The following is a 22,624-nucleotide window of genomic DNA, read 5'->3' as shown; positions in this document are numbered from 1 at the left end:
TTTCCGTGTTAACGCCTTTTCTTTAATCAAGAAGTGTAGCAACAGCGATTCAAATAAATTGTACCATCTGTTTAATCGCGGTGCGTATGCAATTGTGCATATTATGATCATGAGGTAGGTAATGAACTGTGAATAATTTGAAGTGATTTATTTACGATTTCTTCTGCGGCATATATGCCGATTGCGTCTGTTTTTAAAATATGGGGTTGTAAGTTATCATGCATTGCCCCTAACTCACCATGAAGTGGTGCGAAGGCATGGTTCGCCTTTTCAAGCATGCATAAATCAAGTAAAGAATCCCCAGCTGTAATAATCGTATCTATTTGCAAAATTTCTTTTATATATTGCACGGCGTCCCATTTATTAATTGGTTTTGGTACAAAGTATAGCTTTCTACCTTGAAGTGAATGATTCCAGCCTTGTTTGTCTAACCAGGAAGTGAAGGATGATAATTCATCATAAGGAATGTTCTCCCGTTTAATAATGCAATAATGGAATAGATCATCAGCTGTTTTTTGTGATATAACCCAATCTTTATGAGCTATTTGTCCAAATTCCTTTAGTATGTCGTTTCTCTCTATACATTCAACCGATAGTCTTTCTTTTACTGTCCTGTTCCAAGTACCATCTTGTTTCCCGTTATGAAGGATATTGCCGCCGTTACTTGTAATGGCGTATTCGGGAATGATTTCGTTTTGGAATAAAGCAATACGCTGAAACTGCTCAATAGTTCTTGTTGTAACTGGGATGAAATGTGAGTGCAGTTGTAATTTTTTTAGTAGTGAAATGGTTTTATGTGATATGAAAGAAATTTCTTTTCCATCTAAAGTTTCAATGAGTTGAATTGATTCATCTTCTATAGGGGCACGAAACGATTTCCGGGAATAAATAAGCGTTTGATCAAGATCACTGGCGAAAATCATATTGTTTCCCTCCTAAGAGGCTTAATGAGCCCACAACATGAATAAGCCATATTCTCATAGATTTCAATAGGGACATTCTTTTCTTTAGCGAGAAGTAAAATATGCTTTAAATCGGGATTGTTTTGCTGGCGTATTAAAATTTTCCACGGTATTCTCCGGAGTAATACGCGAGTTGTTTCACCGACTCCTGGCTTAATTAAGTTAATATCGTCAATTTTAAAGTGATTTTGGATAGACTGTATATCTTTTAATCCTTGCCAAGATGGATCAGTGTAAGTTGAAGTAATATAACGTAATTGATTATCTATATGAGAATGAACAGAAGGGAATAAATCTGTTACCTCATCAACGAAGAAATTTGATAAATCTTCTTGCTCTAGCTCTTTATAATATTTAACACCATGAAAATCTTTTGGACCGATATAGGTGTCATTTAGTACAGTGCGGCTAATTAGTCCAGAGACTGTTGCATTTAAGCAAGCGCTAGGAATAAGAAAATCTTCACGTGTACCGTAAATTGAAGTACAGTAACCGGGATCAGCAAGCACAGCCATACAATGAGAAATGTGTGTATTATTTCGTTCGTTAAATGTGTGTACTGCATATTCTAATTCTTTTTTTATTGCACCTTTTCCAGTCCACCCATCAATGAATTGAATTGTTTCTTTAGGGTGATGTTCCAAAATATAATGGAGTGCATTTTCATCAATACCGCGTCCGCGAACAATAGAAATACAATAGTGAGGTACATCAAGGTTGTATTGATAGCGTATGTAGCGTTTGATAAGAATGCCAATAGGTGTACCAGCACGAGCTAATGAAATGAGGACAAGGTTAGTTCCTTTAGTTTGTATAATCTGTTCGGCGACAACTCCAACAGCAATGGCTAGTTTGTGTTTGTATTGTTGCAGGGAAGAAAAGAATAAATCCATATACGCTTTAGATGGTTTATATTCCATTGGTAACATTTCGGAATAATGTGTGCCAGCTTGAATTGCTTGTTCTCTAGTTTCCGTGGAACTTTCTTTCATTAAATCACTAATATCTTTTAATAGAAAAATAGCATCATTTGGATTGTAACTACTAATATGAGAATTTACTTTTACCATAATTATCAACCTTCCTTTTCTATGCTATTTGAAAATGAGACGATATGAATAAAGGGAATAACTGTTTGTAACTGCTGTAGAAGAGGAAACAGGGCTTCTTCTCCTAAATCACGCTCAATAAAAACAAATACTTCATCGTAATCATGAGGTGAAATATTATAAAAGTAATTTGTAATAGTAGAATCTTCAGGACTTGGATATGAGAAATGATTATGAATGGCATAGTTCACATCATTTGAAACAGGATGGATAGGGCTTCTTGTTGTAGATTGATATAAAATATTTTCACCCATTTCAGCAGCAATTTTCATTGGGATATACATAAATTCACCCGTTCCGAGACAGAGTGTTCGTTTTCCAATTCTTTCTCTTTTTAAAGTTTTTCCCGCTTCTTTAGCGAAAGAAAGAATGGGCTTTTGTTCATATGCTGAAATGCCAAATCGCCCAGTATATTTTATATAATTTGATGTATAGGGTGATTTTGGGCAGGTAAGGGTATGCTTTTTGAAATCAGGTTTTGTTTCTTTAATTTGAATATCTGTTTTTGCAATATTTAATGGTTGGCCAGTTGTATGAATACTGCCTTCTAATAAAGAAATAACATGAATCTTAATTTGAAGTTCTTCTTCTAATTGTTTAAATTGTTTTCTATTAGTATGAGAACGCCAGTCTAATAAAGAAGCAATTATATATTCTTCTCTTGGGAATTTATTTTGAATAGATCTAATAATATTTAATGCTGTTTTTCCTGTTGTCATCTCATCATCTACGAGAACAATTGGATTGTTGTTTTGAAAAAAACTTTCATCTACATAACAACGGTGCGATGTTGCATGAGAATGTTCTTCCTCAAATGTAATGACAGATTCTAGGTGGGGTATCGATTCCCTAGTTGTATGCACATACTTTGCATTTTGAAAGCATTGAAACATAGAATGACCAAGTGCTGTCGCTGTTTCAGCGAATCCGATGAACAAAACTTCTTCTTGCAGAGGATATTGATAACGAAATACTTCCTCTGGGATTTCATGAATTTCTAATGAAATGAGATTTAAAATTTCTTTTTGAAATGGATGAGAAGTATTATGTAGCATTTCCATATATCTTGCAGCGAGAGCAAATCCACTTGATAGAGAGACTGCAGGTTTAATAGGAAGATGCTTTCCAAGGATTGTACTCACAAATAAAAAACTACGTTTCTTATTTATTCTCGCAGCCATTTGAAACAGATTGTCTAGCGCTAAATTATATGGATTATCACGTACTTCTACATGAACTTGTATATTATTTAAAACGTTATACGTGTTGCTTTGCGTTTGTAATAAGGAGATCGGTGAATTGTTTGTTTTCATGTAGCACCCCGTAAATATTAGATTTTAAAATGGTTTTGCGAGCCCAGCCATAATGAGGTTTTACTTCATTCATTTTGTTAGAAAAGCTGCTTTTTAGCACTCCATTATACGTATCTGCATTTTGTAAAATGGATCTCGCATCTAAATAATCTTCCATTGTGACAATATGCATTGCCTGTACAACTTTAATATGAGATGGGTGAATAACTGTCTTACCGATTAATCCATTTGCATGGTCGAGTGATACCTCTTGGATGAGCCCTTCTTCATAATCATTAGAAAAATATTCCCATACACATCCTGAAATAATATATTCATTTGTTGCCCTTGAGAAAACGTTAATAATGTCCGAAATACAATCACGAACAACAGTAATATGATAGATAGGTGTGTATTTATTACGCCGAATACTAAATATACTTGAAAAGTCAGTAGCACCAATACGTACATTTAAGATGTGATCACGATAGGAGTCTAGTAAATCCTTTATTTGTAATAATGATTCTATCCGTGTTTCTTTATACATAATTTCTGGTGATTCTAAAATCGGCATTCCATAAAGTGATAATGAGTATAACTCGTTTATATATGCAAGCTGATTGATATAAGCCTTTCCATTAATCGGTGTGAATTTTGGAAAGACAAAACCACATAAACAATGAACAGCACTACCTAATTCAGTAACAATTGTCTTCATTTGACTTGGCTGTCGAACTCTAATAAAAAGAAGTGGGATGTCTGCTTGATTTAGTATGTTGGCACTGACTAAGTTGGCGATTTGCTGTATTTGAACGACGATGTTTTGCTCTGCAAGTTTTACTTCTTCATCGCTGATAGCGTCCTCTAGACAAAGAATAATTGAGGTAGCATCCACATGTTTCTTTCTAATTATATCTTCCGCAATCGTTTCTTTCGTGCCAGGAGTATATAGTGTGGCGCCTAGTGCGTAAGCTAGTTGTTCTTTCCCTATATTTTTTGAAAAACTAAGAGGTTCTTTATAGAAAAAATTTTGCCGTTCTTCTAAGGAGAGGTAAGAAAAGTAATTCAAATTGTCACCACCTTATTTGTAATGATTCTGTTTAATCGTAACATAATAAGAAAAATCTTCCATAAAAATGAAGCGAGAAATTAAAAAAATATATTGAGAAAGATGAATTATAAGATGAATATCGAATATTGTTAATAGAAATATAATAGGGGGAAAGAGAAAGTGGATATACATAAGTTAACAGAGGAAGAAGCAAATGAGATAAATACGTGGACGTACGAGGAACCATATAGTTTATATAGTTTTTCAGGCGAGAAAGAAGTAATAGAAGAGCTATTAGATGGAACGTATTATGGCTGTTGTGTCGATCAAGGAGAGTTCATCGGCTATTTTTGTTTTGGAGAAAATGCACAAGTACCAGGTGGAAGAGATGCTAATTTATATGGTGGAGAAGATGTGATTGATATCGGACTTGGTATGAAGCCGGCGTTAACTGGGAAAGGAATGGGGAAAGAATTTTTCCAAGCTGGAATAGCGTTTGCCACGAAAGAGTTTAACGCAAAAATGTTTCGATTAAGTGTAGCAACATTTAATACAAGAGCGATTACGCTATATAAAAATATCGGATTTAAGCAAGGGCCTATTTTTTTGAGTCGCGGAAGAGAATTTATGCTTATGGAATACGAAAGACCGTCAGCATGAAACTGACGGTCTAGAAAACATTATTATTCCGAGTGATCAGCTCGGTGCGCTAAACGGCTTGAGGCAGCGGCAGCAATTCCGCCAACGATATCGTCAAGGAACGTGTGCACTTTTCCAGTTGATTTATCATTTAAGTATTCTAAAATACCAGGTTTTAATTTATCGATATATCCAAAGTTCGTGAAACCGATAGATCCGTATACATTCACGATAGAAAGTGCGATAACTTCATCAATTCCGTATAAGCCTTCATCACGTTTTACAATATCTTGTAACGGCTCACTTAGCATTCCCTTTTCAGCAAGGACATCAAGCTCGATACCAGTAATCAGTGCGTTTTGTACTTCACGTTTTGATAGTACACGTTCTACATTGTAACGGCATTCTGACATCTCTAAATTTGGATGATATTTTTTTTGAAGAAAATGAACAAGTTCAGCAATATCGTCAATTGTTACACCGCGTTCTTGTAATAGTTGTAATGCTCTTTCTTGTAGTTGATTTGATTCTTTCATGTTTATCACCTTTTTTTCTTTTTAGTATTTGTATACGTTTCGTTGCTTTATCATGTGCATAGGAATGAAAGGCGAGCACAAGCTCATATATATAAAGAAAAACCATAGGTGGCGACTGCGATGATTCAGCATATTTATGAGCATTATCACATGCATGTTAAAGAATTAATCCCCCTTGGCCCCTATAAAAGCTTTTGGATTCGCAACAAAATTTATGTACTTGTTCCAATTGGAGAAATGGAGGAAGAAGTACTTGTAGAGATGAAAAAGCTCAGTGATTATATGAACCAGCAAGGGGATATAACTGTAGCGACTTTCGTTCCGACTATACACGGCTACTATGTAAGTGAGATAGAAGAACAAAATTACTGCTTATTAAAAGGTATGCGCACGTTAGAACGACATGCTATGTCATTAGGAAATGAGCTTTCTATATTCCATAAACGAGGTGCATTCTTTCCAGAAGAAATTGAGCAATTAAGCCGTATTGGTGAATGGAAAGCGTTATGGGAAAAAAGGCTCGATCAATTAGAAAAGTTTTGGCAATCACAAGTGATGAACCACCCTTCAGATGTATTCGATCAATTGTTTATTGAATCCTTCCCGTATTACTTAGGAGTTGCAGAAAATGCAATTCAATATGTTGTTGATACAGAAATGGATGATACGCCGCAACTAACGGATGCAGCAACAATTTGCCAAGAACGATTCACACCTTTATTATGGCATCAAACGAAGCGTCTCAAACTCCCTTTTGATTGGGTGTATGATCACCCAACTCGAGATATAGCAGAATGGATTCGCTATATGATGATTGAAAAAAAGAAAGACTGGGATCAAACAATCGTTCAATTTGTTACAGATTATGAACGAAATTACTCGCTGTCCTCATTTGGTTGGCGCTTATTATTTGCAAGGCTCCTGTTCCCGCTTCACTATTTTGAAACGGTCGAACGATATTACCAAACTGGAAACGAAGAACAAAAAAGCATATATAGAGATCGCTTAGAAGCCATTTTACACGATGTGAACCGCTCAGAGCAATTTATAAAGCATTTTTATGGCTCACTTCGTTTACCAGTAGATAAGCTCGGGATTAGAAAATTAGATTGGCTATCTTAAAAATATAAAAAAGAGACCGAGTGAGGTCTCTTTTTTATATACCACAATTTTATGTAATACATTATGCCCCTACCTGCTGATCTGTACATATATTTAAAACGAATTGATGCCTTTCGAGCTTTTCATTTACTTTACCTAATAATTCTTGCTGGATTTCTTTAAATAAAAATTGATAGCTTGTATTCCATGTTGGTATAACGGATGAAAGGCCTAATAAATACTCTTTTTTCTTTTCTAGTTCTTGAATTGTTACAAAAGTGTTCCCCATTTTTGGCATTTGTCGTCCCCCTATGTTTTTTTACTGTATATGTGTGAACGATTCACTATATAATATTAATTATCGCATTTTTTGAGAGGGATTTCCAATTTTGTTTTATGATGTTAACGGATAAATGTGATTTGAATAAAAAAAGGAGACCAAATTTGGTCTCCTTTTAGAAGGCGATTCTGAGCGAGCCGCTTCCGCTTTTAGATTAATATCTAGCTCCAGCGGCTAGAACAGTCGGCCATTTCGCGCCTTCCTGTGAGGCAAAAAGCGCCTCTTCGTCAGGAGCTCCAATGACCTCCTGTTCTGAACGAGCCGCTTCCGCTTTTAATTAAAATACTTGTTCTACTTCGATAACGCCTGGTACTTCTTCAAGTAACGCGCGCTCGATACCAGCTTTTAGTGTGATTGTAGAACTTGGGCAGCTTCCGCATGCACCCATAAGGCGTAGTTTTACGATACCTTCTTCAATGTCTACTAATTCAACGTCTCCGCCATCGCGAAGTAAGAATGGACGTAATTTATCTAATACTTCTAATACTTGTTCTTGCATATGTGGGTTTTCCATTTTTATCGACTCCTTTCATCAGTTTTATTATAATCAAGATAGAGGGGAAAATCTATTTTTTCTCTTCTTGTTTTATTGTCGAAATATTGTATCGTGTTTTTTCAGTATAGGGGTATGGAATAAGTTTGTAAAATGATGTGCTTATGTAATAAGACATCTGAATATACTGTTGGGACAAGAAGTGGGGGAGAAGAAATGGTTAATGTTCAAGTGTATGGGACGAAAGTAATTTGTGCGAGCTGCGTCGGAATGCCATCTTCAACAGAAACGTTTGAATGGTTACAAGCGGCAATTGGTCGTAAATATGAAGGACAAGAAAATAAATTTAATTTCGAGTATATTGATTTCCAAGAAGAACAAGAAGATGCAGATAAAAAAGCATTCGCAGAGCGCGTAGTGGAAGAAGATTTATTTTATCCGGTCGTTCTTGTAAATGGAGAAATTGTTGGAGAAGGAAATCCTCGTTTGAAGGATGTTTATGAAGAAATCGAGAAATATTTATAAAACAAGAAGTCTTTGCGAATTTGCAAAGGCTTTTTTTATTGGAGGGATAGATATGAAAAATGGAGTGAAGCATGCGTTACCAACGGAAGTACAACAGTTAATGGAGCGGTACACAGTAGAATTAAAAGAAATTTTTTTAGATGAAAAAATAGTAGGGGTATATATTTACGGCTCCATCGCACTTGGTGCATTTTATGCAGAAACGAGCGATGTTGATTTTGTTACAGTGATAAATGATTCCGTGAATGAAGCTGAAAAACAGCAGCTTGTGGAACTACATAAGAAACTTAGTGATAATACGCTAGGTAAAAGAATGGACGGTATGTATATTCCGCTTGCTGACTTAGGGAAATACAATGATGAAATGAACGAGTACGTGTATTGTGCAGATGGTAAAGCTAATGTTGGTCATTGGGACATTAATGCGGTCACATGGTGGACGTTGAAAAATCAAGGCATTACAGTTACAGGAAAAGAAGCAGAAGATCTTCCGCTGCAAATACAATGGAATGATGTAGTAAATACGATGAAATACAACGTAGAACAGTACTGGAGTGAAAAGGTGAAGAAGCCATATTTATTTTTTATAGAAGAGTGGGTAGAATCTGCTGTCGTTACGATGGGACGCATTTTATATACACTAGATTATAAAACAATCGTTTCAAAAGATAGAGGATTGCAATACTTGTCAGAACGTTCAGCGGAAGAATGGGAGCTCTTATTAAAAGAAGTAGCGAGAATACGGCACAATCCAAAAGAAAAGCGAATGCTCTCAAGGTGGAGAAGAGCAGATATGACGAAGAGGTACTTACTGCATTTAATTGAGACGTGTAGAGAGAAATGGTAGGGACGAAAATGGACAATACAGTGGGGGGTATTGTCTTTTTTTATGTTGAATTTGGTATATAATGGTTTAAAAGGTTTGATTATACTGGAGGGGATAGGATGAATATAGAATTAGCTACATATGAAGAAAAGAATGAACAAATGAGTATGCGCCAAGTAATTAGCATTCTATTAATTATTTTTGGGGTCATGCATGGAATTGGTTTTTTGAACCTTTTATATGATTCTTCCTTATATCCATGGTATGTAGATCATCTTATTCCACCTTTCACGTTTTGTATGATTATCGTAATGTATGCACCGGCAAGAAATTGCTGCTTACATTTAATAAAATCATTACAATTCAATAATTTTAAACACTATGTAACGATAGTAATGACAGCGATTGTAATGCTTATATATCTTGCAATATTAAATTTAGTTTTACCACATGGGATTGGTGTGGACGAGTCTAGTATAGTAATAAAGCCTACTAAAAGTGAAATCATTTTATATGTAGTTGTGCTCACCATTTTTGCACCGATTTGGGAAGAACTTTTATTTCGGGGGATGTTTTTTACGAAATTATCCCAGCGCTTTTCTGCACTTACTAGTGCCGTTATAAGTGCTTTCATATTTACTTTTGGCCATCCCCTTACAGTAGGTAGTATTTTATATATTTTTGGTATGGGTATATGTTTAGCATACACATATAAGAAAACGAAGAATTTACTCGTTCCAATTGGGATTCATTTATTAAATAATTCGTTTTATTTATTAGTAAATTTTCAACTATAAAAAGACGCCTTTTAAAAAGGAAGTCTTTTTTATTTTGTAGTAGATAGAAAAGTATTTACAAGTATTGTGTAGAGGAAAGATAATAGAAAAAAATATGCGCATGGGGGAAGATGATGAGTAAATATAAATTACATATAGATAAAGAACAACTATGGAAAGGCTGCGTTTTAAATTCGATTGCCCATGCAATTAATGTAGCGCATTGTCCAGATTTCTCACATGAAAGTTCATGGGATGGATTTAACTATAGTATGCAAGATAGCCAAGGCGGACAAGGGACAATTACGTTTCATCCGAATTACACGATTGTATGTCTTCAAGATGTGAATAGCGAGAGAATTGATGAGTGGATTGATGCGAAAAATTATTTTGAAGGGGCACCTTCGGAAGTAATAGATATTGCGAAAGAAGAAGCACTTCAATACGTATTAGAAGAAGTAGAAGGCGAAACAGTTCCTTTTATTACAACTGCATTTTGGATTGAGGATAGTGGTGCGTATTCAATTGATTCATTTGAAGAGATGGAAGAGCACGGCGGATTCTTATTAGAAATTCCATTACTTGATACAGAATCAGCAATAGAAAGACTGGAAGAAGAGTATGAACTGACAGAGGAACAAATAGAGCTTTTACAACTCGTGTATAAGAAAAAAATCCAAAGTCCAAATGAGGAAATTAAGTTGTCTAAAGAAGAAATAGCAATGATTGGAACGGAAGATAGCGAAGGATTGGAAGTTAGTAAGGACTCATTTGAAGAAATGAATATTACTTGGGAGTTGTAGGGGGAGGATAAAATATTTCTGATTTAAAAAGTCACAAAAGGAATATAAAGCACTAGTAGAAAGCACAATGTGAAATTACAGTGCACTTTTTACTAGTTTTTTCATATACATATCAACCTCATGAAAGAATAGGGGCTCTTTTTCCTCGGTATTCAGATGCACGGCGCAATGTAAATATTGCTGTAAGTAGCGAGTAGCTTGTTCGTACTGTTTTAATTTGTAGAAAGAAAAACAAGTAAGAAGTAGAAACGCTTTTTCTTCTAATGTTGGAACGACAGCTAGTACGGGAGTAATGGAATGCATATTTGTTTCCACTAAATTTTCATAAGATGCCCACGTTTGAAACCAGTCGAAAACAGTAGAAAGGTAACCCGGAATAGCGATAGTTTCATGTGAAACATTATGCAATAGCTGGTTCTGTTTGATATGTATAGGCTCTATTCTCGTTTGTAGAATGCAATCGAATATTGAAATGTTTTCTTTTATTTGTAATTGGTTCGTAATAAGCTGCGGGAGACCGATAGGGTGGACTCCTATATTTATATAAAAGTCATCTCCAAACTGGCTTTTTTGTATGTTAATGAGCTTATAAAATCCGTTTTCAGCTTTGAAAAATGTATGTCTTTTTTTCTTAAAGCCGAGTGGTTTTAAAGTGGCGTGTAAATTTGTAATAAAATCTTGCTCCTTTTTAGAGCCAGGCTTACTCTTCGTCATATTCATACGTAGTTAAGTTTTGTAAGAAACTTTCAAAGTTAGGTGCTAATTCAATAATTTCCTCAAACTCATTATCGATAAATATAACTGGAGGATTTTCAGCTACATTTCGATAGTCTAATGCAATCCATGTATGTCCATCACCAGATAAAAGTACGATATTCTCAGGCATTTCCCATTCTCGAATTAAATAGCAGCTCTCTAAAATACTAGATTCATTTTCATCAAAAGAAATACCATATAAACCAGATACATTAACGTGATCGTCTGCCCAAGAATTGGGCTTTGAAGTAGGGTGAACATCGAGACGAAGAGTTCCCCCATTTTGTTCTTTTAGAAGGGTTATATATGATTCTGGAAGCTTTACGTTCAGTACTTCTTCTGCTTTTTTGATTAGTTCATCGTTAATGGGTGCTAGTTTTAAATAGTCATCGTCTGCCCAAATTGTACTCTTCATATTCGGTCACCTCAAATAATAGTTTTAAGAATCTTATGTCATATATTATAGTTAGTTTAGATAACACGCAATAGAGGGAGGGACGGAGTATGGATGTGTATGAATACCTCGATCACGTAAATTCTAAAGAAGATTTATTAAAATTTCTTGTATACCTCCAAAAGGATTTTAAAGTGAATAAAGATGAATGGGAGAATGTAGAGGTAGAGACTTATTTAGAGGCATTAAATAGTTGGTTAGGTTCTTGTGAATCGGTTTATATAAATCAAGGAGAGAAGTTTCCAGAAAAAATTTCATGGAAGTTTATTGCTCAAATGTTACTTGCGGCAGCTCATTATGAATAAAATTAGATTTTTAAAAGATAGAATGGAGAGGATATCATGATTAACCATAATAAAATTAAACAACTTTTAACACATATAGATCGTGCTGAGGATAATGAAATTGAGCTAGAGTATGAATCTGAACCTATGACGATAGAATTGTTTAATAGTGAAGAAATAGAAGAAGGGCAACTTGGTTATAGTTTTGATGAAGAAGGACAAAGCTTAGTCGGGAATGAAGAAGGAGATTGGAAAGAAGGATGGATTGTAATAGGGATAGATTCATATCTTGGAGACCCGATTTTTGTAGATAGTAATGATGAGAACTGTCCAGTTTATACAGCTATGCACGGTGAGGGAGAATGGGAGCTGGAATGTATAGCGGAACGTATAGAAGATATTATTGAGAAAGTGAAGGGGAATGTGAGGGAAATAAAATAGTATTTCAATGTGATTAAGAGGGAGGAAATAATGAAAAAGTTTCAAATCGAACTAAATAAACTGCCGACAGAAAATGCTGGAGAAATAGTACTTAGTATAGATGAGAGAATTGTGTTTGAAGAAAAAACAGACATAATAGGACCGATTTGTCAGTTGTTTGATGCTTGTATCGAGGTTTTTAAATATGATGACGCTACAATTTTCTTAAATGAATATGAAAAAAAGATGGAATTTAAGAAGAAAGATGGGGAGTTTCTCATTATTAATCAGAGAGGCAAGAAGTTAGCTAGTGTTGATAGCGAGCAATTTTTACGAGTACTCTTTTCGTTTCTTAAAAAGGAGATAGGGCAGATTTACATGAGTGGAGTTGATTCTTTTCGAATCAAAGATGCTTACCATAGAATGTTAGAAATTGATCCATTTGTTCCTAAACTTGTAAATGGAAATGACGAAATTATGTATCGAACTTATCATTCTACAAGTGACAAGTATGAATTAAAATGGAAGTATTTAAAAGGGAGAGAGGTTGAACCGATATTTACTCCGGTACTATCTCATGATAAGAAGAGTATCTTTTATGTAGAGGAAAATAACCATAGAATTCGTAAACTCGATAGTGAAACGAAAGAAGAGATTTGGCAGTGCCGTATTCCAATAGTAGAAGATTGTAATTGCGTTACTGTGAATGGTGTCGTAATTATTTGGCATGCAAATAGATTTGGAGAAAGTATTGCGAAATTGTATGCTATTTCATCAAGTTGTGGACAGCTTCTGTGGGATTTAGAAATAGAAGGGCATATTATACAAGATGTAAAAACTACGGGAGAAGAGTTACCACGTTTACTAGTTATTACACAAGAAGGCTACAATGTTTTATTAGAGCTTGAAAGTGGAGTAAAAGTATGGGAAAAGAATGTTCGAGTCGGAGGAGAAAAATTGCAGTGCCATCTTGGCCCAGATTACTATGTATTAGCAGGGAATCCTTTTGATGAAGATGGGGAAGTTGATGCATATAGTAATGTTGCAATTTACATTCAATTATTAGATGCTTCTACACGATGGAAACAAATGATGGAAGATTGTAATCCAAATGAACCAGTTACTTTAACTAATGAACATTTTATATGTGTAGCAATAGATTCATTACAAAAGTGGGAATATGGAAAAGAAGGCTGTAACTTAATTTTTGAAAAAGCTTTTGATGAGGTATGGTACTCTTGCATTGAATCAAAGGAAGCGAAAATACTATTAACAAGAACTGAGTATGGATATGAAGGGGTAAGTAGACAAATACAATGTTATGACCATAAGAGCGGTCAAAAGTTATATGAAGTAAATATGTCTTTTGGAATTGAATTGCCTCCATTTCTTATCGGAGAGATGATGGTATTGTCCTTAGGAGAAGGCAGAATTTGTGGTATTAATATTCAAACAGGTAAAGTGCTTTGGAATAATACTACTCTACATGATATTACAGAGGTTCTGTTATATAAAGATGGAGAAATTTACATTGCAACTTCAAATTTAGAATTGATAATACTTGATGCTGAATGTGGCGAAGTAAAAAATATAATTAAACTTCCTAAAAATGTTGTTGTAATAGATTTTATTGTATCAATTGAGGAAGTTAATAATGGACTATTCATTAGTTGTGTAAGTGGAAATATGTTTGAAATAGTAGAAGGCTAATTTGTGAGTTTTCTTAAGTCGAGATGTTTGTTTTAAAGTAGTAGTATATATTCACTAAAAAAGATGTATAAAAATGATTTTGATGCATCCTTTTTAGTGAATATATAAAATAATTAACTTAGTGTATTAAAGATATGATACATGATTATTTTAATATAATTAAAAGTAAAATGAAATAAGAAACGGATAATTGTCGGAATATATTCGATTTCCGTTCATTTTTATGAAATATGTGTACTTTTTGTTAGATTCCTTCATTTTGTCCATATACAATAAATGTATATAGAAATAAGAAAAGGATGATGTACGTGAAGGACACTGTTTTACAAGAAACGATTTCTCCACAAGAATTACATAAAGTTGTTCAAAAGAATACAGCTTATTATGATTTTAAGTGGGGTAAAGTAGAAAACCCTGCGCAAGGGAATACATGGAATTGGGTAGCCTTTTTCTTCCCAACCTTTTGGTTAGCTTATCGCAAAATGTATAAGTTATTTATTATATTTGCGTTATTGGCTATACCTAGTATAGTTATAACCCCTTTTATAGATATTCCAGAGGGGATTTATGTAACATTTAGTTTAGCTCTTCAATTAGGAATGATGATATTTACTGGATGGCAAGGAAACCGTTTATATTATAAGCAGGCTGTTCGTGTTTTTCGTAAGGGAGAAGATGCGTCTGATCATGAGAAGGCGTATTTCTTACAATCTAAGGGTGGCGCTAGTGTAGCTGGTATGATTGGTTTACAAGTTATAGTCGGGATTGTGTTTGGCGGAGCTATGCTCGGACTTTCTCTTTTACCAACTGAGCCGAATATTAAAAACGTTGTTCGTTCAACTGGTGAAGGGGTTACTTTAGAGATTATGACTGATAATCCAACCTGGAAGTTTGTGAAGAAAGAAAAAGATTATGATGTAGTAGAGTTTACTGGTTATGATTATACAGAGAAGAAAAACGTGAAAATTAAATTTGCTGTTTATTTCGATGAAGATTATTTCGAGTGGCAAGAGGTATATGAAAATAATAAGAAGTTAAGTGAAGAAGAAGTAGAAGAATATCAAATTTATATTGAAGAAAATAATTGGGGTTTCTAGAGGGAACTCGTTCATTTTGAAAAGAAGAATCTTGTGAAGGTTCTTCTTTTATTTATTAGGGGGAGAGAAATAATTTCAGCATTAATAGAAGCTCTAATAGGATCTATTAGTTTAAGTACGGGTTTACACACGAAAAAGATTGATGCTAACATACTTTACTTGCAGCAGTATGAATGGTTTCGAATGATATATGAAGACGAAAAGTATCGAAAGTTATTTATTACGAACTACAAAGTTCGCTCATATTTACAAAGTAAGTTAAGAGTTCGATTGCTCGTAAAAAATAAAAATGCACAACGAAGATTTTTAAAATTAGTAGAAGAACAAATAGAAAAAAGGCATACGAATTGAAATTTTGTAAAATACAATAAAAAATGAGAATTTGAGGTAGGCTTGTCAATAACGTGAGACTATGGCACTATAAAGAAATGCTATACAAATTTTATTTATCGAGATGTAAACATCAATTTTGATTTTTACGTATAAATAATGAACGGAGGAAATGAATTTATGGCTACTTTACCAAATTGTCCAAAATGTAATTCAGAATATACGTATGAGGATGGCGTTCTTTTCGTATGTCCAGAATGTGCTCATGAGTGGGGCCAAGAAGCAGAAGCTGAAAATAATGATGGTGCAAAAGTTGTAAAAGATGCGAACGGAAACGTTCTTCAAGATGGCGATGCAGTTACTGTTATTAAAGACTTAAAAGTAAAAGGAACTTCTTCAGTTGTGAAGATCGGTACGAAAGTAAAAAGTATCCGTCTAGTTGATGGCGATCACGATATCGATTGCAAAATCGACGGTTTCGGAGCTATGAAGTTAAAATCACAGTTCGTTAAGAAGGCGTAGTACAAATAAAAAGAGGAGGCGAATAGCCTCCTCTTTTTATTATGTCACTTTTGTCGGTAAATCGATATTTCGTACAAAATCGTTGATATATTCTGAGTTATGATAGATATATTTGAAAAATCGTTGATATATTGCAAGTTATGATAGATATATTGAAAAAATCGTTAATATAATTTCATTCATCGTGAACTACGCACGATTTACCGTGCACCATATTCAATTTCTTTCAACTGACATCGCTTATTAAAGAACGTTTTATATCCAAGCTGTAAAAAGATAATGACAGCAAAGGCAGTACTTCCTGAAATACCGAGTATGATAGCGATTTGATATTGAATGGCTGTGAATGGTGATACACCGGATAATATTTGACCAGTCATCATGCCTGGTAAGCTTATAATCCCCATTCCGACCATAGAATTAATTGTTGGTAAAATAGCAGAATCAAAAGCGTCTCGAATGAGCGGAGCAGCAGCTTCTTTCGGTGTTGCTCCGAGCATAAGTGCACCTTCAATTTGACCTCTTTGCGACTTCATATTGTTTAAGAACGTATTTGCGCCGAGAGAAACACCAGTCATGGCATTCCCAACTAACATTCCTGTAATAGGGACGATATATTGCGGAGCATACCAAGGGTCATGACCGATAATAACGAAGATAAATAGTAGAAGTGGCCCAATTGATCCGGCGACCATGGAAAGGGCGGCTACTCGTTTTAATTCTTTAGACATCGGGATGTTAACTCGTTTATAAATATTAAAAATTGCAAAGGTAGTAATAGAAGTAATGAGAGCAATTGTATAAAATGGATTACTGTTTTCAAATACGTATGTAAGGACATATGCAACAAGTACGAGCTGAATGGTCATACGGAATGTTGCGAGCGCGATTTGTTTTTCGCGAGGTATTCCTTTTAATTTTACAAGTCCAATTAAAATAAGAATAAAAATATAGGCAGCTGCAAGTTGCCAAATTTGGAGTTCAATAACGCCCTTCAACAGAGAGCACTTCCTTTCTAGTTGCACCGTTTGCTTTACTAATCTCAATAATGTCGTCTGCAATTTCTTCTGGAAGTTGTTGTGAGTGTGTGATGAAGATAATTGTTTTTTTCTTTTTTCGTGCTAGTTCAGTAAATTGTTTCATAACGCGGCGTTCTGTATCACTGTCTAATGCTGAAGTTGGTTCATCTAATAAATAGACAGGCGGATCCATAAGTACGATACGTGCAAAGGCAAGTCTTTGTTTTTCACCGCCGGATAATGAGGAGGCGCTATCTTCTAATTGCTTGTCTAAGCTAACGGTTTGTAGTGCGCTTCGCAGGGCATCATCATTTGGAAATGGTTTTTCAGAAAGACGAAGTCCCATTAATAGATTTTCTTTAACGGTTCCATCAAAAAGAGGTGGAGTTTGCCCAAGCATAACTACGTCACGACGTAATTGAATAGGCGGATAATCAGAAATTAACTTTCCGTTATATTCAATTGTGCCGGATGTTGGAGATTGTAAATCGTTTAACATGCGAAGCAATGTGCTTTTTCCGCTTCCGCTTTCACCGATAATGCAAGTGATCTTTTCTTTTTGAATCTGTAAATAAGGAATGTGTAGTATATCTTTATATATAACGTCTTTTAATATAAACATAAATCGCTCCTTTCTGATTCTAGTTATATCGTATCAAAAAAAGAGGGGGAAATGGTTATAACGAACAACGTTTTTTCTTCGTTTTGAGTTTTATTAGTAAGTTAAGTAAACGATCTAATTCTTGGCTGAAAGAAATCACTTTATCATGAGTGAATCCGTATCGTTCAACGAGATAGATTAACTCTTTCTTTTTCGCTTCTATTCGATTGTTTAGTTTCGATAAGTTCATAAGTGGAATGTAATGCCTCCTACAAAAGTATTTATAACATAAAAAATAAGACCGAATGAATTCGGTCTTCAAGGAAATAATAAAACAACTTACAAATAGCATACACTGTTTATCAATAGTTTTTAATATAAAAATGAAAAATAAATCATTATACATATTGAGAAAGATGTGTCTGATAATTTTTAAAAACTGATGCAAAGAAGCTGCCTACATAGTAGACAGCCTGTAAAGTATTAACCTTTATGATATTTGTACATCCAAAGAAGGCCGGATTTTAATAATCTTGGTACACGTCCCATTAACGGTTGATTTGCGAGTAAACCGAATCCATGCTTCTTACCAAGAGATCCTAGAACACCTTTTAATTTAATAACAGGTAGTTCATCAGGGAGTGGTTCATTATTCCAACGTTTTAATAATATTTGGACAATTTGTTCTCCTTGACCTTCAGCAAGTTGGGCAGATGGTGCATGTGGAAGTGCTGCGCAATCTCCTACAACGTAAACGTGTTCGTTGTTTGGAATATTGTGATATTTTGTTAAGACAACCCGTCCGCTACCATCTTGTTCAACTGGAAGGTTTCGAACAACTTCATTTGCTTGAATACCAGCTGTCCAGACAATTGCATCACATTCAAGTGGTTCATCGTGATTATACACAATATTTGGTTCCACTTTTGTAATGTTAGAGTTTCTTATAATATTAACTTTATGTTTTACGAACCATTCTTCTACGTATCTACTTAATTTCTCTGGATACGGGAATAAAATTCTATCTTTTCGATCAAATAAATAGATTTTTAAATCAGAACGGCTTTCGCGAAGTTCACTTGCAACTTCCACACCACTTAAGCCAGCACCAACGACAGCTACTGTTGCATTTGGTTCTAGACTATTTAATTGTTCATATGTTTTACGTGTTTGTTCAATTGATTGTAGACTATGTGTATATTCCTTCGCCCCAGGAACGTTATGATATTTATCTTCACAGCCAAGTCCGATAATTAAATCATCATATTGGATTGCTTCGCCGCCATCGAGATGAACCGCTTTTTCTTCGAGATCAATATTTGTTATTGTGCCGTATTGAATATTGAGGCGTGGGTGTTCAGGAAACGGTATACGAATATGCGTTTCTGAAATAGTACCCGCAACTAATGCATAATATTCAGTTTTGAAGCAATGATATGGTACTTTGTCGATTAATGTCACTTGTACATCATCTGGAAGTTGGTTGCTTGGAAGTAGCCTTTGTAGAATTCTCATTCCACCGTAGCCGCCACCTAGTATTACGAGGTGTTTCATGATGGATTACCCCTTTTCTGTTGAAATATCCCCTAATCATAAAATTTTATATTAATAAAATATTTTGACTTTACTCAATCAAATTATATCGAATTTGTGAACAAATAACAATGCATGAATGAATACTCTGTTGTACAATAAGAAGAAAAGTAAAGTAAACTGTTTTGCCTTTTTAGTTACTATTTCATTGCAAGTAGCATGTTATATAAAATAAAATCATCTACTTTGAAGTGAAATAGTGAAGTAACTAAATAGTTTAGGATGTATAACGAAAACAACAAGAGACAGCTTAGTTTTCTTCTTATAGATGAAGTCAGAAGGTAATTTGTTTTGTAGTACAGGGGGGAGAATTTTGATTAAACCATTAATTGAATTTTGTGTAGGTAACCTTGCAAGTGGTTCACAAGCAGCTCTAGAAAAATTAGAAAAAGATCCGAATTTAGATGTAATGGAGTATGGTTGCCTAGGGTATTGTGGTATTTGTTTTGAAGGACCGTTTGCACTTGTAAATGGTGAAGTTGTACAAGGTGCAACAGTAGAAGAGCTTGTTAATAATGTATATGAGTATTTGGATGAAAATCCAATGTTTTAAGGTGTTGCGAATGAGCAACGCCTTTTTCATTTTATTTTAGATAAAACGTTATTTTGGAGGGTAGTTTAATACTATAGATAAATAAAAAAAGGCCCTTTTTAGAAGGGCTTTTTTCTTACACAATGTGTGTAAGAGTGGCTCATCGCCAAACGTTGTCAAATATGAGAAACGGGGGACATTCATATTGTGTTCTAAAAGCATGCATTCTATACTTAAAATAACAAATTATTTTTGGAGTGAATACAAATGAGCCAATTTTCTTTTACAAAAATGCATGGTCTTGGCAATAGTTATATATATGTAAATATGTTTGAAGAGCAAATTCCTGAAGAAGATTTAGCTCTTGTGGCGGAAAAGGTTTCAAATATTAATACTGGTATTGGAGCAGACGGAATGATTTTAATTTGTCCGTCTGATGTAGCTCCGGTGAAAATGCGTATGTTTAATAATGATGGATCAGAAGGAAAGAGCTGTGGTAATGGTTTGCGCTGCGTAGCGAAATATGCGTATGAGCATAAACTAGTAGAGGAAACAGTTTTCACAATTGAAACGTTAGCTGGCATTGTAACGGCTGAAGTAACAGTAGAAGATGGTTTCGTGACATTAGCGAAAATCGATATGGGAGCACCGCGTCTAACACGTGCAGAAATACCGATGCTCGGTGAAGGTGAAACACCATTTATTCGTGAAAACTTCTTATATAATAATCATCGTTATGCATTTACGGCTGTTTCAATGGGGAACCCGCACGCGGTTATTTTTGTTGAGGATGTAGAGAAGGCACCTCTTACAACACTTGGTCCAGTTCTTGAGACACATGAAATGTTCCCAGAGCGAGTGAATGTTGAATTTATCGAGATTTTAAACGATGAAGAAATGAATTTCCGCGTTTGGGAACGTGGTTCAGGTGTAACGCAAGCTTGCGGAACAGGGGCATGCGCTGCCGTTGTAGCTGCTATTTTGAATGGGAAGATGGAACGTGGTAAAGAAATTACAGTCCATTTAGCTGGCGGCGATTTAATGATTGCGTGGACAGAAGAAGGAAACGTGTTAATGAAAGGACCTGCGGAAGTAATTTGCCGCGGAGTGTATGAGTACAAGATAGAAGCGTAAAGATGTATAATAGAATGAGAACAGAAAGGATGGTGTATTTCATGATTGAAGTAACAGAACAAGCAGCTTTTCAAATTAAAGATATGTTAAAAGATGCTGAAGATGGAGAGAAGTACGTGCGCCTTGCTGTACATGGCGGCGGATGTACTGGCCTTTCTTACGGCTTAGGATTTGAAGTAGAACCAAAAGAAGACGACACAGTTCTTGAGTTTTTCGGTGTTGAATTTGTTATCGATACAGAAAGTGCTCCAATTGTTAAAGGAGTAAAAATTGATTATAAACAATCTATGCTTGGTGGCGGATTCACAATCGACAATCCAAACGCAATCGCATCATGCGGATGCGGATCATCTTTCCGTACAGCGACGAATGCCGGTAAGCCAGAAGAGTGCTAAGTTTTTAGCCGAAATAGAAAAAGACCTTTTTAGCGATGGAATAAAATCGTTAAGGAGGTCTTTTCTTTTGCCGTAAAAGCCCGATTACCAAGGCTAATCAATATTTCACTTTATCTTTGCATAGATGCAAGTATCAGTTAGTTGTTTGCCGTCAGCTGAAAAATCTTCATTACGTAATATCCCTTCAAGTTCAAAGCCTAGTTTTTCAGGGAGTGCACGACTTTTCGTGTTATTACATTCACATCGTATTTCAATCCTTCTAAATTTGAATAACTGAAATCCAAGGTTTGCTAACGCACTTACTGTTTCTGTCATATATCCACTGCCACTAAATTGCGTGTTAATCCAGTATCCAATTTCACATTTAGAAACCTTCCAATCAATTCGATGAAGGCTAGCTGTTCCAACAAAATCATTCGTCTCTTTATGATAGATAAGATAGCGAAAGCTTTCTCTTTTCAAAAAATCTATATGTGCATTTCTCAGAAGAATTTCCGTTTCTTCAACAGTAGGAATGGACTGAAATAAAGACAACCATTGCTTTAATTCATTAATGGAATCTTTAATAGCTTGTTGTACTATATCCCCTTCACCAGCTTGAAGTGGTGCTCGAAGAATGAGTCTGTCTGTTTCTATTTGTAACGGAACATCTAATAAAATAGGGTTCATATCATTTCTCCTCTCGAAAACTTTAAATTAGGACAGAATGAAACTTATATCATAAAAAACTTTCACCCAAAAGAAATAATTCTGGGGGACGAGAGTTGCAATTTATAATAAATGAATTGAAAAATACTTTATCTCACTAATAGAAAATCACGTCACAGCATCACTATTAGTTATTATAGAACTGTGCGAAGTACAGGAATATAGTAAGGCTTATCTCCCATAAAGGAACCTCTCAAAAACGCGTAAACAATAAATATATATTCAATTCATTATTTAGAAATCCTTTTTCACATATTGAAAACTAAACTATCATTCGGTACAGCAGCATTAGGCTGTTAAACTAATGCATATGTTAATTGAATAAGAAATTATTATTTTTTAACCTGCTTTAAATTGAACGCATAATTCACGATTGATTATCTAAACGCAATCGCATCATGCAGATTTGGATCACTTTTCCGTACAGCGACGAATGCTGGTAAGCCAGAAGAAAGCTAAGTTTTTAGCGATAGAATAAAATCGTTAGAAAGGTCTTTTCTTTTGGCGTTAAAACAGAAAATGCATGCAAAGTGATTTTTAAATTAAATTTAATGTTATTATATATGGAATATATGATGGAAATTGTTAATTCGAGTTTCATATTGTTCGTTTCGGA

General features: G+C 34.8%; 29 protein-coding genes and 1 pseudogene. 16 read left to right on the top strand and 14 right to left on the bottom strand.

The window, feature by feature from the left end:
* Nucleotides 1–107: 107 nt before the first annotated feature.
* Genes AC3EMB_RS24525 through AC3EMB_RS24510 form a run of 4 tightly spaced genes read right to left on the bottom strand, consistent with a single transcriptional unit; the run spans nt 108 to nt 4,432 of the window.
* Nucleotides 108–923 carry an HAD family hydrolase gene (locus AC3EMB_RS24525; protein WP_000575380.1) on the bottom strand — a complete coding sequence of 272 codons (816 nt, stop codon included), beginning with the start codon at nt 921–923 and terminating at the stop codon, nt 108–110.
* Complete coding sequence (locus AC3EMB_RS24520; protein ID WP_098125866.1) at nt 920–2,032, bottom strand: cysteine protease StiP family protein; 1,113 nt, start codon at nt 2,030–2,032, stop codon at nt 920–922. The genes AC3EMB_RS24525 and AC3EMB_RS24520 overlap by 4 nt, the downstream gene beginning before the upstream one ends.
* 5 nt (nt 2,033–2,037) lie before the next feature.
* Complete coding sequence (locus AC3EMB_RS24515; protein WP_340720278.1) at nt 2,038–3,384, bottom strand: phosphoribosyltransferase family protein; 1,347 nt, start codon at nt 3,382–3,384, stop codon at nt 2,038–2,040.
* Complete coding sequence (locus tag AC3EMB_RS24510; protein WP_078401278.1) at nt 3,329–4,432, bottom strand: HpcH/HpaI aldolase/citrate lyase family protein; 1,104 nt, start codon at nt 4,430–4,432, stop codon at nt 3,329–3,331. The genes AC3EMB_RS24515 and AC3EMB_RS24510 overlap by 56 nt, the downstream gene beginning before the upstream one ends.
* Nucleotides 4,433–4,594: 162 nt before the next feature.
* Between AC3EMB_RS24510 and AC3EMB_RS24505 the strand changes: the two genes are divergently transcribed.
* On the top strand, nt 4,595–5,074 hold the full coding sequence (locus AC3EMB_RS24505) for a GNAT family N-acetyltransferase (RefSeq protein ID WP_088025373.1): 480 nt from the start codon (nt 4,595–4,597) through the stop codon (nt 5,072–5,074).
* 23 nt (nt 5,075–5,097) lie between these two features.
* Here AC3EMB_RS24505 and AC3EMB_RS24500 read toward each other — a convergent pair whose 3' ends face one another.
* Nucleotides 5,098–5,589 (bottom strand): phosphatidylglycerophosphatase A family protein, encoded by a 492-nt coding sequence (locus AC3EMB_RS24500; RefSeq protein WP_000665102.1) that lies wholly within the window; start codon nt 5,587–5,589, stop codon nt 5,098–5,100.
* Nucleotides 5,590–5,709: 120 nt separating this feature from the next.
* On the opposite strand from AC3EMB_RS24500, the gene yutH reads away from it, so the two are divergent.
* On the top strand, nt 5,710–6,711 hold the full coding sequence (gene yutH / locus AC3EMB_RS24495; protein ID WP_488517321.1) for a spore coat putative kinase YutH: 1,002 nt from the start codon (nt 5,710–5,712) through the stop codon (nt 6,709–6,711).
* 61 nt (nt 6,712–6,772) lie between these two features.
* Here yutH and AC3EMB_RS24490 read toward each other — a convergent pair whose 3' ends face one another.
* Together AC3EMB_RS24490 and AC3EMB_RS24485 are read right to left on the bottom strand one after the other, a co-directional pair.
* Nucleotides 6,773–6,988, bottom strand: coding sequence for a hypothetical protein (locus tag AC3EMB_RS24490; RefSeq protein WP_001125507.1), 216 nt, complete (start codon nt 6,986–6,988; stop codon nt 6,773–6,775).
* 319 nt (nt 6,989–7,307) lie between these two features.
* A complete protein-coding gene (locus AC3EMB_RS24485) occupies nt 7,308–7,544 on the bottom strand; it encodes a NifU family protein (RefSeq protein WP_000431159.1) in 237 nt (78 codons plus the stop codon).
* Nucleotides 7,545–7,739: 195 nt separating this feature from the next.
* On the opposite strand from AC3EMB_RS24485, the gene AC3EMB_RS24480 reads away from it, so the two are divergent.
* The 4 genes from AC3EMB_RS24480 (at nt 7,740) to AC3EMB_RS24465 (ending at nt 10,453) form a co-directional block, all read left to right on the top strand.
* Nucleotides 7,740–8,048: a YuzD family protein gene (locus AC3EMB_RS24480; RefSeq protein WP_000248588.1), complete on the top strand. Its 309-nt coding sequence runs from the start codon at nt 7,740–7,742 to the stop codon at nt 8,046–8,048.
* Between the two features lie 52 nt (nt 8,049–8,100).
* On the top strand, nt 8,101–8,895 hold the full coding sequence (locus AC3EMB_RS24475; protein WP_488517320.1) for a nucleotidyltransferase domain-containing protein: 795 nt from the start codon (nt 8,101–8,103) through the stop codon (nt 8,893–8,895).
* A 98-nt stretch (nt 8,896–8,993) separates the two neighbouring features.
* On the top strand, nt 8,994–9,671 hold the full coding sequence (locus AC3EMB_RS24470; RefSeq protein ID WP_065229511.1) for a CPBP family intramembrane glutamic endopeptidase: 678 nt from the start codon (nt 8,994–8,996) through the stop codon (nt 9,669–9,671).
* 113 nt (nt 9,672–9,784) lie between these two features.
* Complete coding sequence (locus AC3EMB_RS24465) at nt 9,785–10,453, top strand: hypothetical protein (RefSeq protein WP_053563437.1); 669 nt, start codon at nt 9,785–9,787, stop codon at nt 10,451–10,453.
* Between the two features lie 75 nt (nt 10,454–10,528).
* On the opposite strand, the gene AC3EMB_RS24460 is transcribed toward AC3EMB_RS24465, so the two are convergent.
* Both AC3EMB_RS24460 and AC3EMB_RS24455 read right to left on the bottom strand, forming a co-directional pair.
* Nucleotides 10,529–11,167, bottom strand: coding sequence for a DUF4304 domain-containing protein (locus AC3EMB_RS24460; RefSeq protein WP_141241130.1), 639 nt, complete (start codon nt 11,165–11,167; stop codon nt 10,529–10,531).
* A complete protein-coding gene (locus AC3EMB_RS24455) occupies nt 11,154–11,624 on the bottom strand; it encodes an SMI1/KNR4 family protein (protein WP_053563438.1) in 471 nt (156 codons plus the stop codon). Before AC3EMB_RS24455 ends, AC3EMB_RS24460 begins: the two co-directional genes overlap by 14 nt.
* Nucleotides 11,625–11,713: 89 nt before the next feature.
* Here AC3EMB_RS24455 and AC3EMB_RS24450 point away from each other — a divergent pair, with 89 nt between their 5' ends.
* The 6 genes from AC3EMB_RS24450 to phnA all read left to right on the top strand — a co-directional run bounded on the left by AC3EMB_RS24450 (nt 11,714) and on the right by phnA (nt 16,026).
* The gene (locus tag AC3EMB_RS24450) at nt 11,714–11,968 is read left to right on the top strand and encodes a DUF7660 family protein (RefSeq protein WP_095690049.1); all 255 of its coding nucleotides are present in this window, start codon (nt 11,714–11,716) and stop codon (nt 11,966–11,968) included.
* Nucleotides 11,969–12,004: 36 nt separating this feature from the next.
* Nucleotides 12,005–12,388, top strand: a complete 384-nt coding sequence (locus tag AC3EMB_RS24445) for a hypothetical protein (protein ID WP_488517319.1) — start codon at nt 12,005–12,007, stop codon at nt 12,386–12,388.
* A gap of 30 nt (nt 12,389–12,418) precedes the next feature.
* Nucleotides 12,419–14,077 carry an outer membrane protein assembly factor BamB family protein gene (locus tag AC3EMB_RS24440; RefSeq protein WP_095690050.1) on the top strand — a complete coding sequence of 553 codons (1,659 nt, stop codon included), beginning with the start codon at nt 12,419–12,421 and terminating at the stop codon, nt 14,075–14,077.
* Nucleotides 14,078–14,376: 299 nt separating this feature from the next.
* Nucleotides 14,377–15,174, top strand: a complete 798-nt coding sequence (locus AC3EMB_RS24435) for a DUF2628 domain-containing protein (RefSeq protein ID WP_072940842.1) — start codon at nt 14,377–14,379, stop codon at nt 15,172–15,174.
* A 69-nt stretch (nt 15,175–15,243) separates the two neighbouring features.
* The gene (locus AC3EMB_RS24430) at nt 15,244–15,525 is read left to right on the top strand and encodes a hypothetical protein (protein ID WP_065229545.1); all 282 of its coding nucleotides are present in this window, start codon (nt 15,244–15,246) and stop codon (nt 15,523–15,525) included.
* Nucleotides 15,526–15,684: 159 nt separating this feature from the next.
* Nucleotides 15,685–16,026 (top strand): alkylphosphonate utilization operon protein PhnA, encoded by a 342-nt coding sequence (phnA, locus tag AC3EMB_RS24425; protein ID WP_000212737.1) that lies wholly within the window; start codon nt 15,685–15,687, stop codon nt 16,024–16,026.
* A 200-nt stretch (nt 16,027–16,226) separates the two neighbouring features.
* Here the strand turns inward: phnA and AC3EMB_RS24420 are convergent, their stop codons facing one another.
* From AC3EMB_RS24420 to AC3EMB_RS24405, 4 genes are all read right to left on the bottom strand, one after another.
* Complete coding sequence (locus AC3EMB_RS24420; RefSeq protein WP_000679257.1) at nt 16,227–17,024, bottom strand: ABC transporter permease; 798 nt, start codon at nt 17,022–17,024, stop codon at nt 16,227–16,229.
* Nucleotides 17,008–17,667 carry an ABC transporter ATP-binding protein gene (locus AC3EMB_RS24415; protein WP_000470263.1) on the bottom strand — a complete coding sequence of 220 codons (660 nt, stop codon included), beginning with the start codon at nt 17,665–17,667 and terminating at the stop codon, nt 17,008–17,010. Before AC3EMB_RS24415 ends, AC3EMB_RS24420 begins: the two co-directional genes overlap by 17 nt.
* A 55-nt stretch (nt 17,668–17,722) precedes the next feature.
* Entirely contained in the window at nt 17,723–17,896 is a 174-nt protein-coding gene (locus AC3EMB_RS24410; protein WP_001054089.1) for an aspartyl-phosphate phosphatase Spo0E family protein, read from the bottom strand.
* A gap of 233 nt (nt 17,897–18,129) precedes the next feature.
* The gene (locus AC3EMB_RS24405; protein WP_000682065.1) at nt 18,130–19,200 is read right to left on the bottom strand and encodes an NAD(P)/FAD-dependent oxidoreductase; all 1,071 of its coding nucleotides are present in this window, start codon (nt 19,198–19,200) and stop codon (nt 18,130–18,132) included.
* Nucleotides 19,201–19,552: 352 nt separating this feature from the next.
* Between AC3EMB_RS24405 and AC3EMB_RS24400 the strand changes: the two genes are divergently transcribed.
* The 3 genes from AC3EMB_RS24400 (at nt 19,553) to AC3EMB_RS24390 (ending at nt 21,300) form a co-directional block, all read left to right on the top strand.
* Complete coding sequence (locus AC3EMB_RS24400; protein ID WP_000595026.1) at nt 19,553–19,792, top strand: YuzB family protein; 240 nt, start codon at nt 19,553–19,555, stop codon at nt 19,790–19,792.
* Between the two features lie 246 nt (nt 19,793–20,038).
* The gene (dapF, locus tag AC3EMB_RS24395) at nt 20,039–20,905 is read left to right on the top strand and encodes a diaminopimelate epimerase (RefSeq protein ID WP_000077392.1); all 867 of its coding nucleotides are present in this window, start codon (nt 20,039–20,041) and stop codon (nt 20,903–20,905) included.
* A 41-nt stretch (nt 20,906–20,946) separates the two neighbouring features.
* Nucleotides 20,947–21,300, top strand: coding sequence for a HesB/IscA family protein (locus AC3EMB_RS24390; RefSeq protein WP_000573830.1), 354 nt, complete (start codon nt 20,947–20,949; stop codon nt 21,298–21,300).
* 105 nt (nt 21,301–21,405) lie between these two features.
* Here AC3EMB_RS24390 and AC3EMB_RS24385 read toward each other — a convergent pair whose 3' ends face one another.
* Nucleotides 21,406–21,969, bottom strand: a complete 564-nt coding sequence (locus AC3EMB_RS24385; protein ID WP_069356402.1) for a GNAT family N-acetyltransferase — start codon at nt 21,967–21,969, stop codon at nt 21,406–21,408.
* A gap of 405 nt (nt 21,970–22,374) precedes the next feature.
* Here AC3EMB_RS24385 and AC3EMB_RS24380 point away from each other — a divergent pair.
* Nucleotides 22,375–22,467: pseudogene (locus AC3EMB_RS24380) on the top strand (iron-sulfur cluster assembly accessory protein); the annotation flags it as partial.
* Between the last annotated feature and the right edge of the window lie 157 nt (nt 22,468–22,624).

Source organism: Bacillus sp. LQ16, from assembly GCF_057784645.1.
This window is presented reverse-complemented; position numbering and strand designations above follow the sequence as displayed.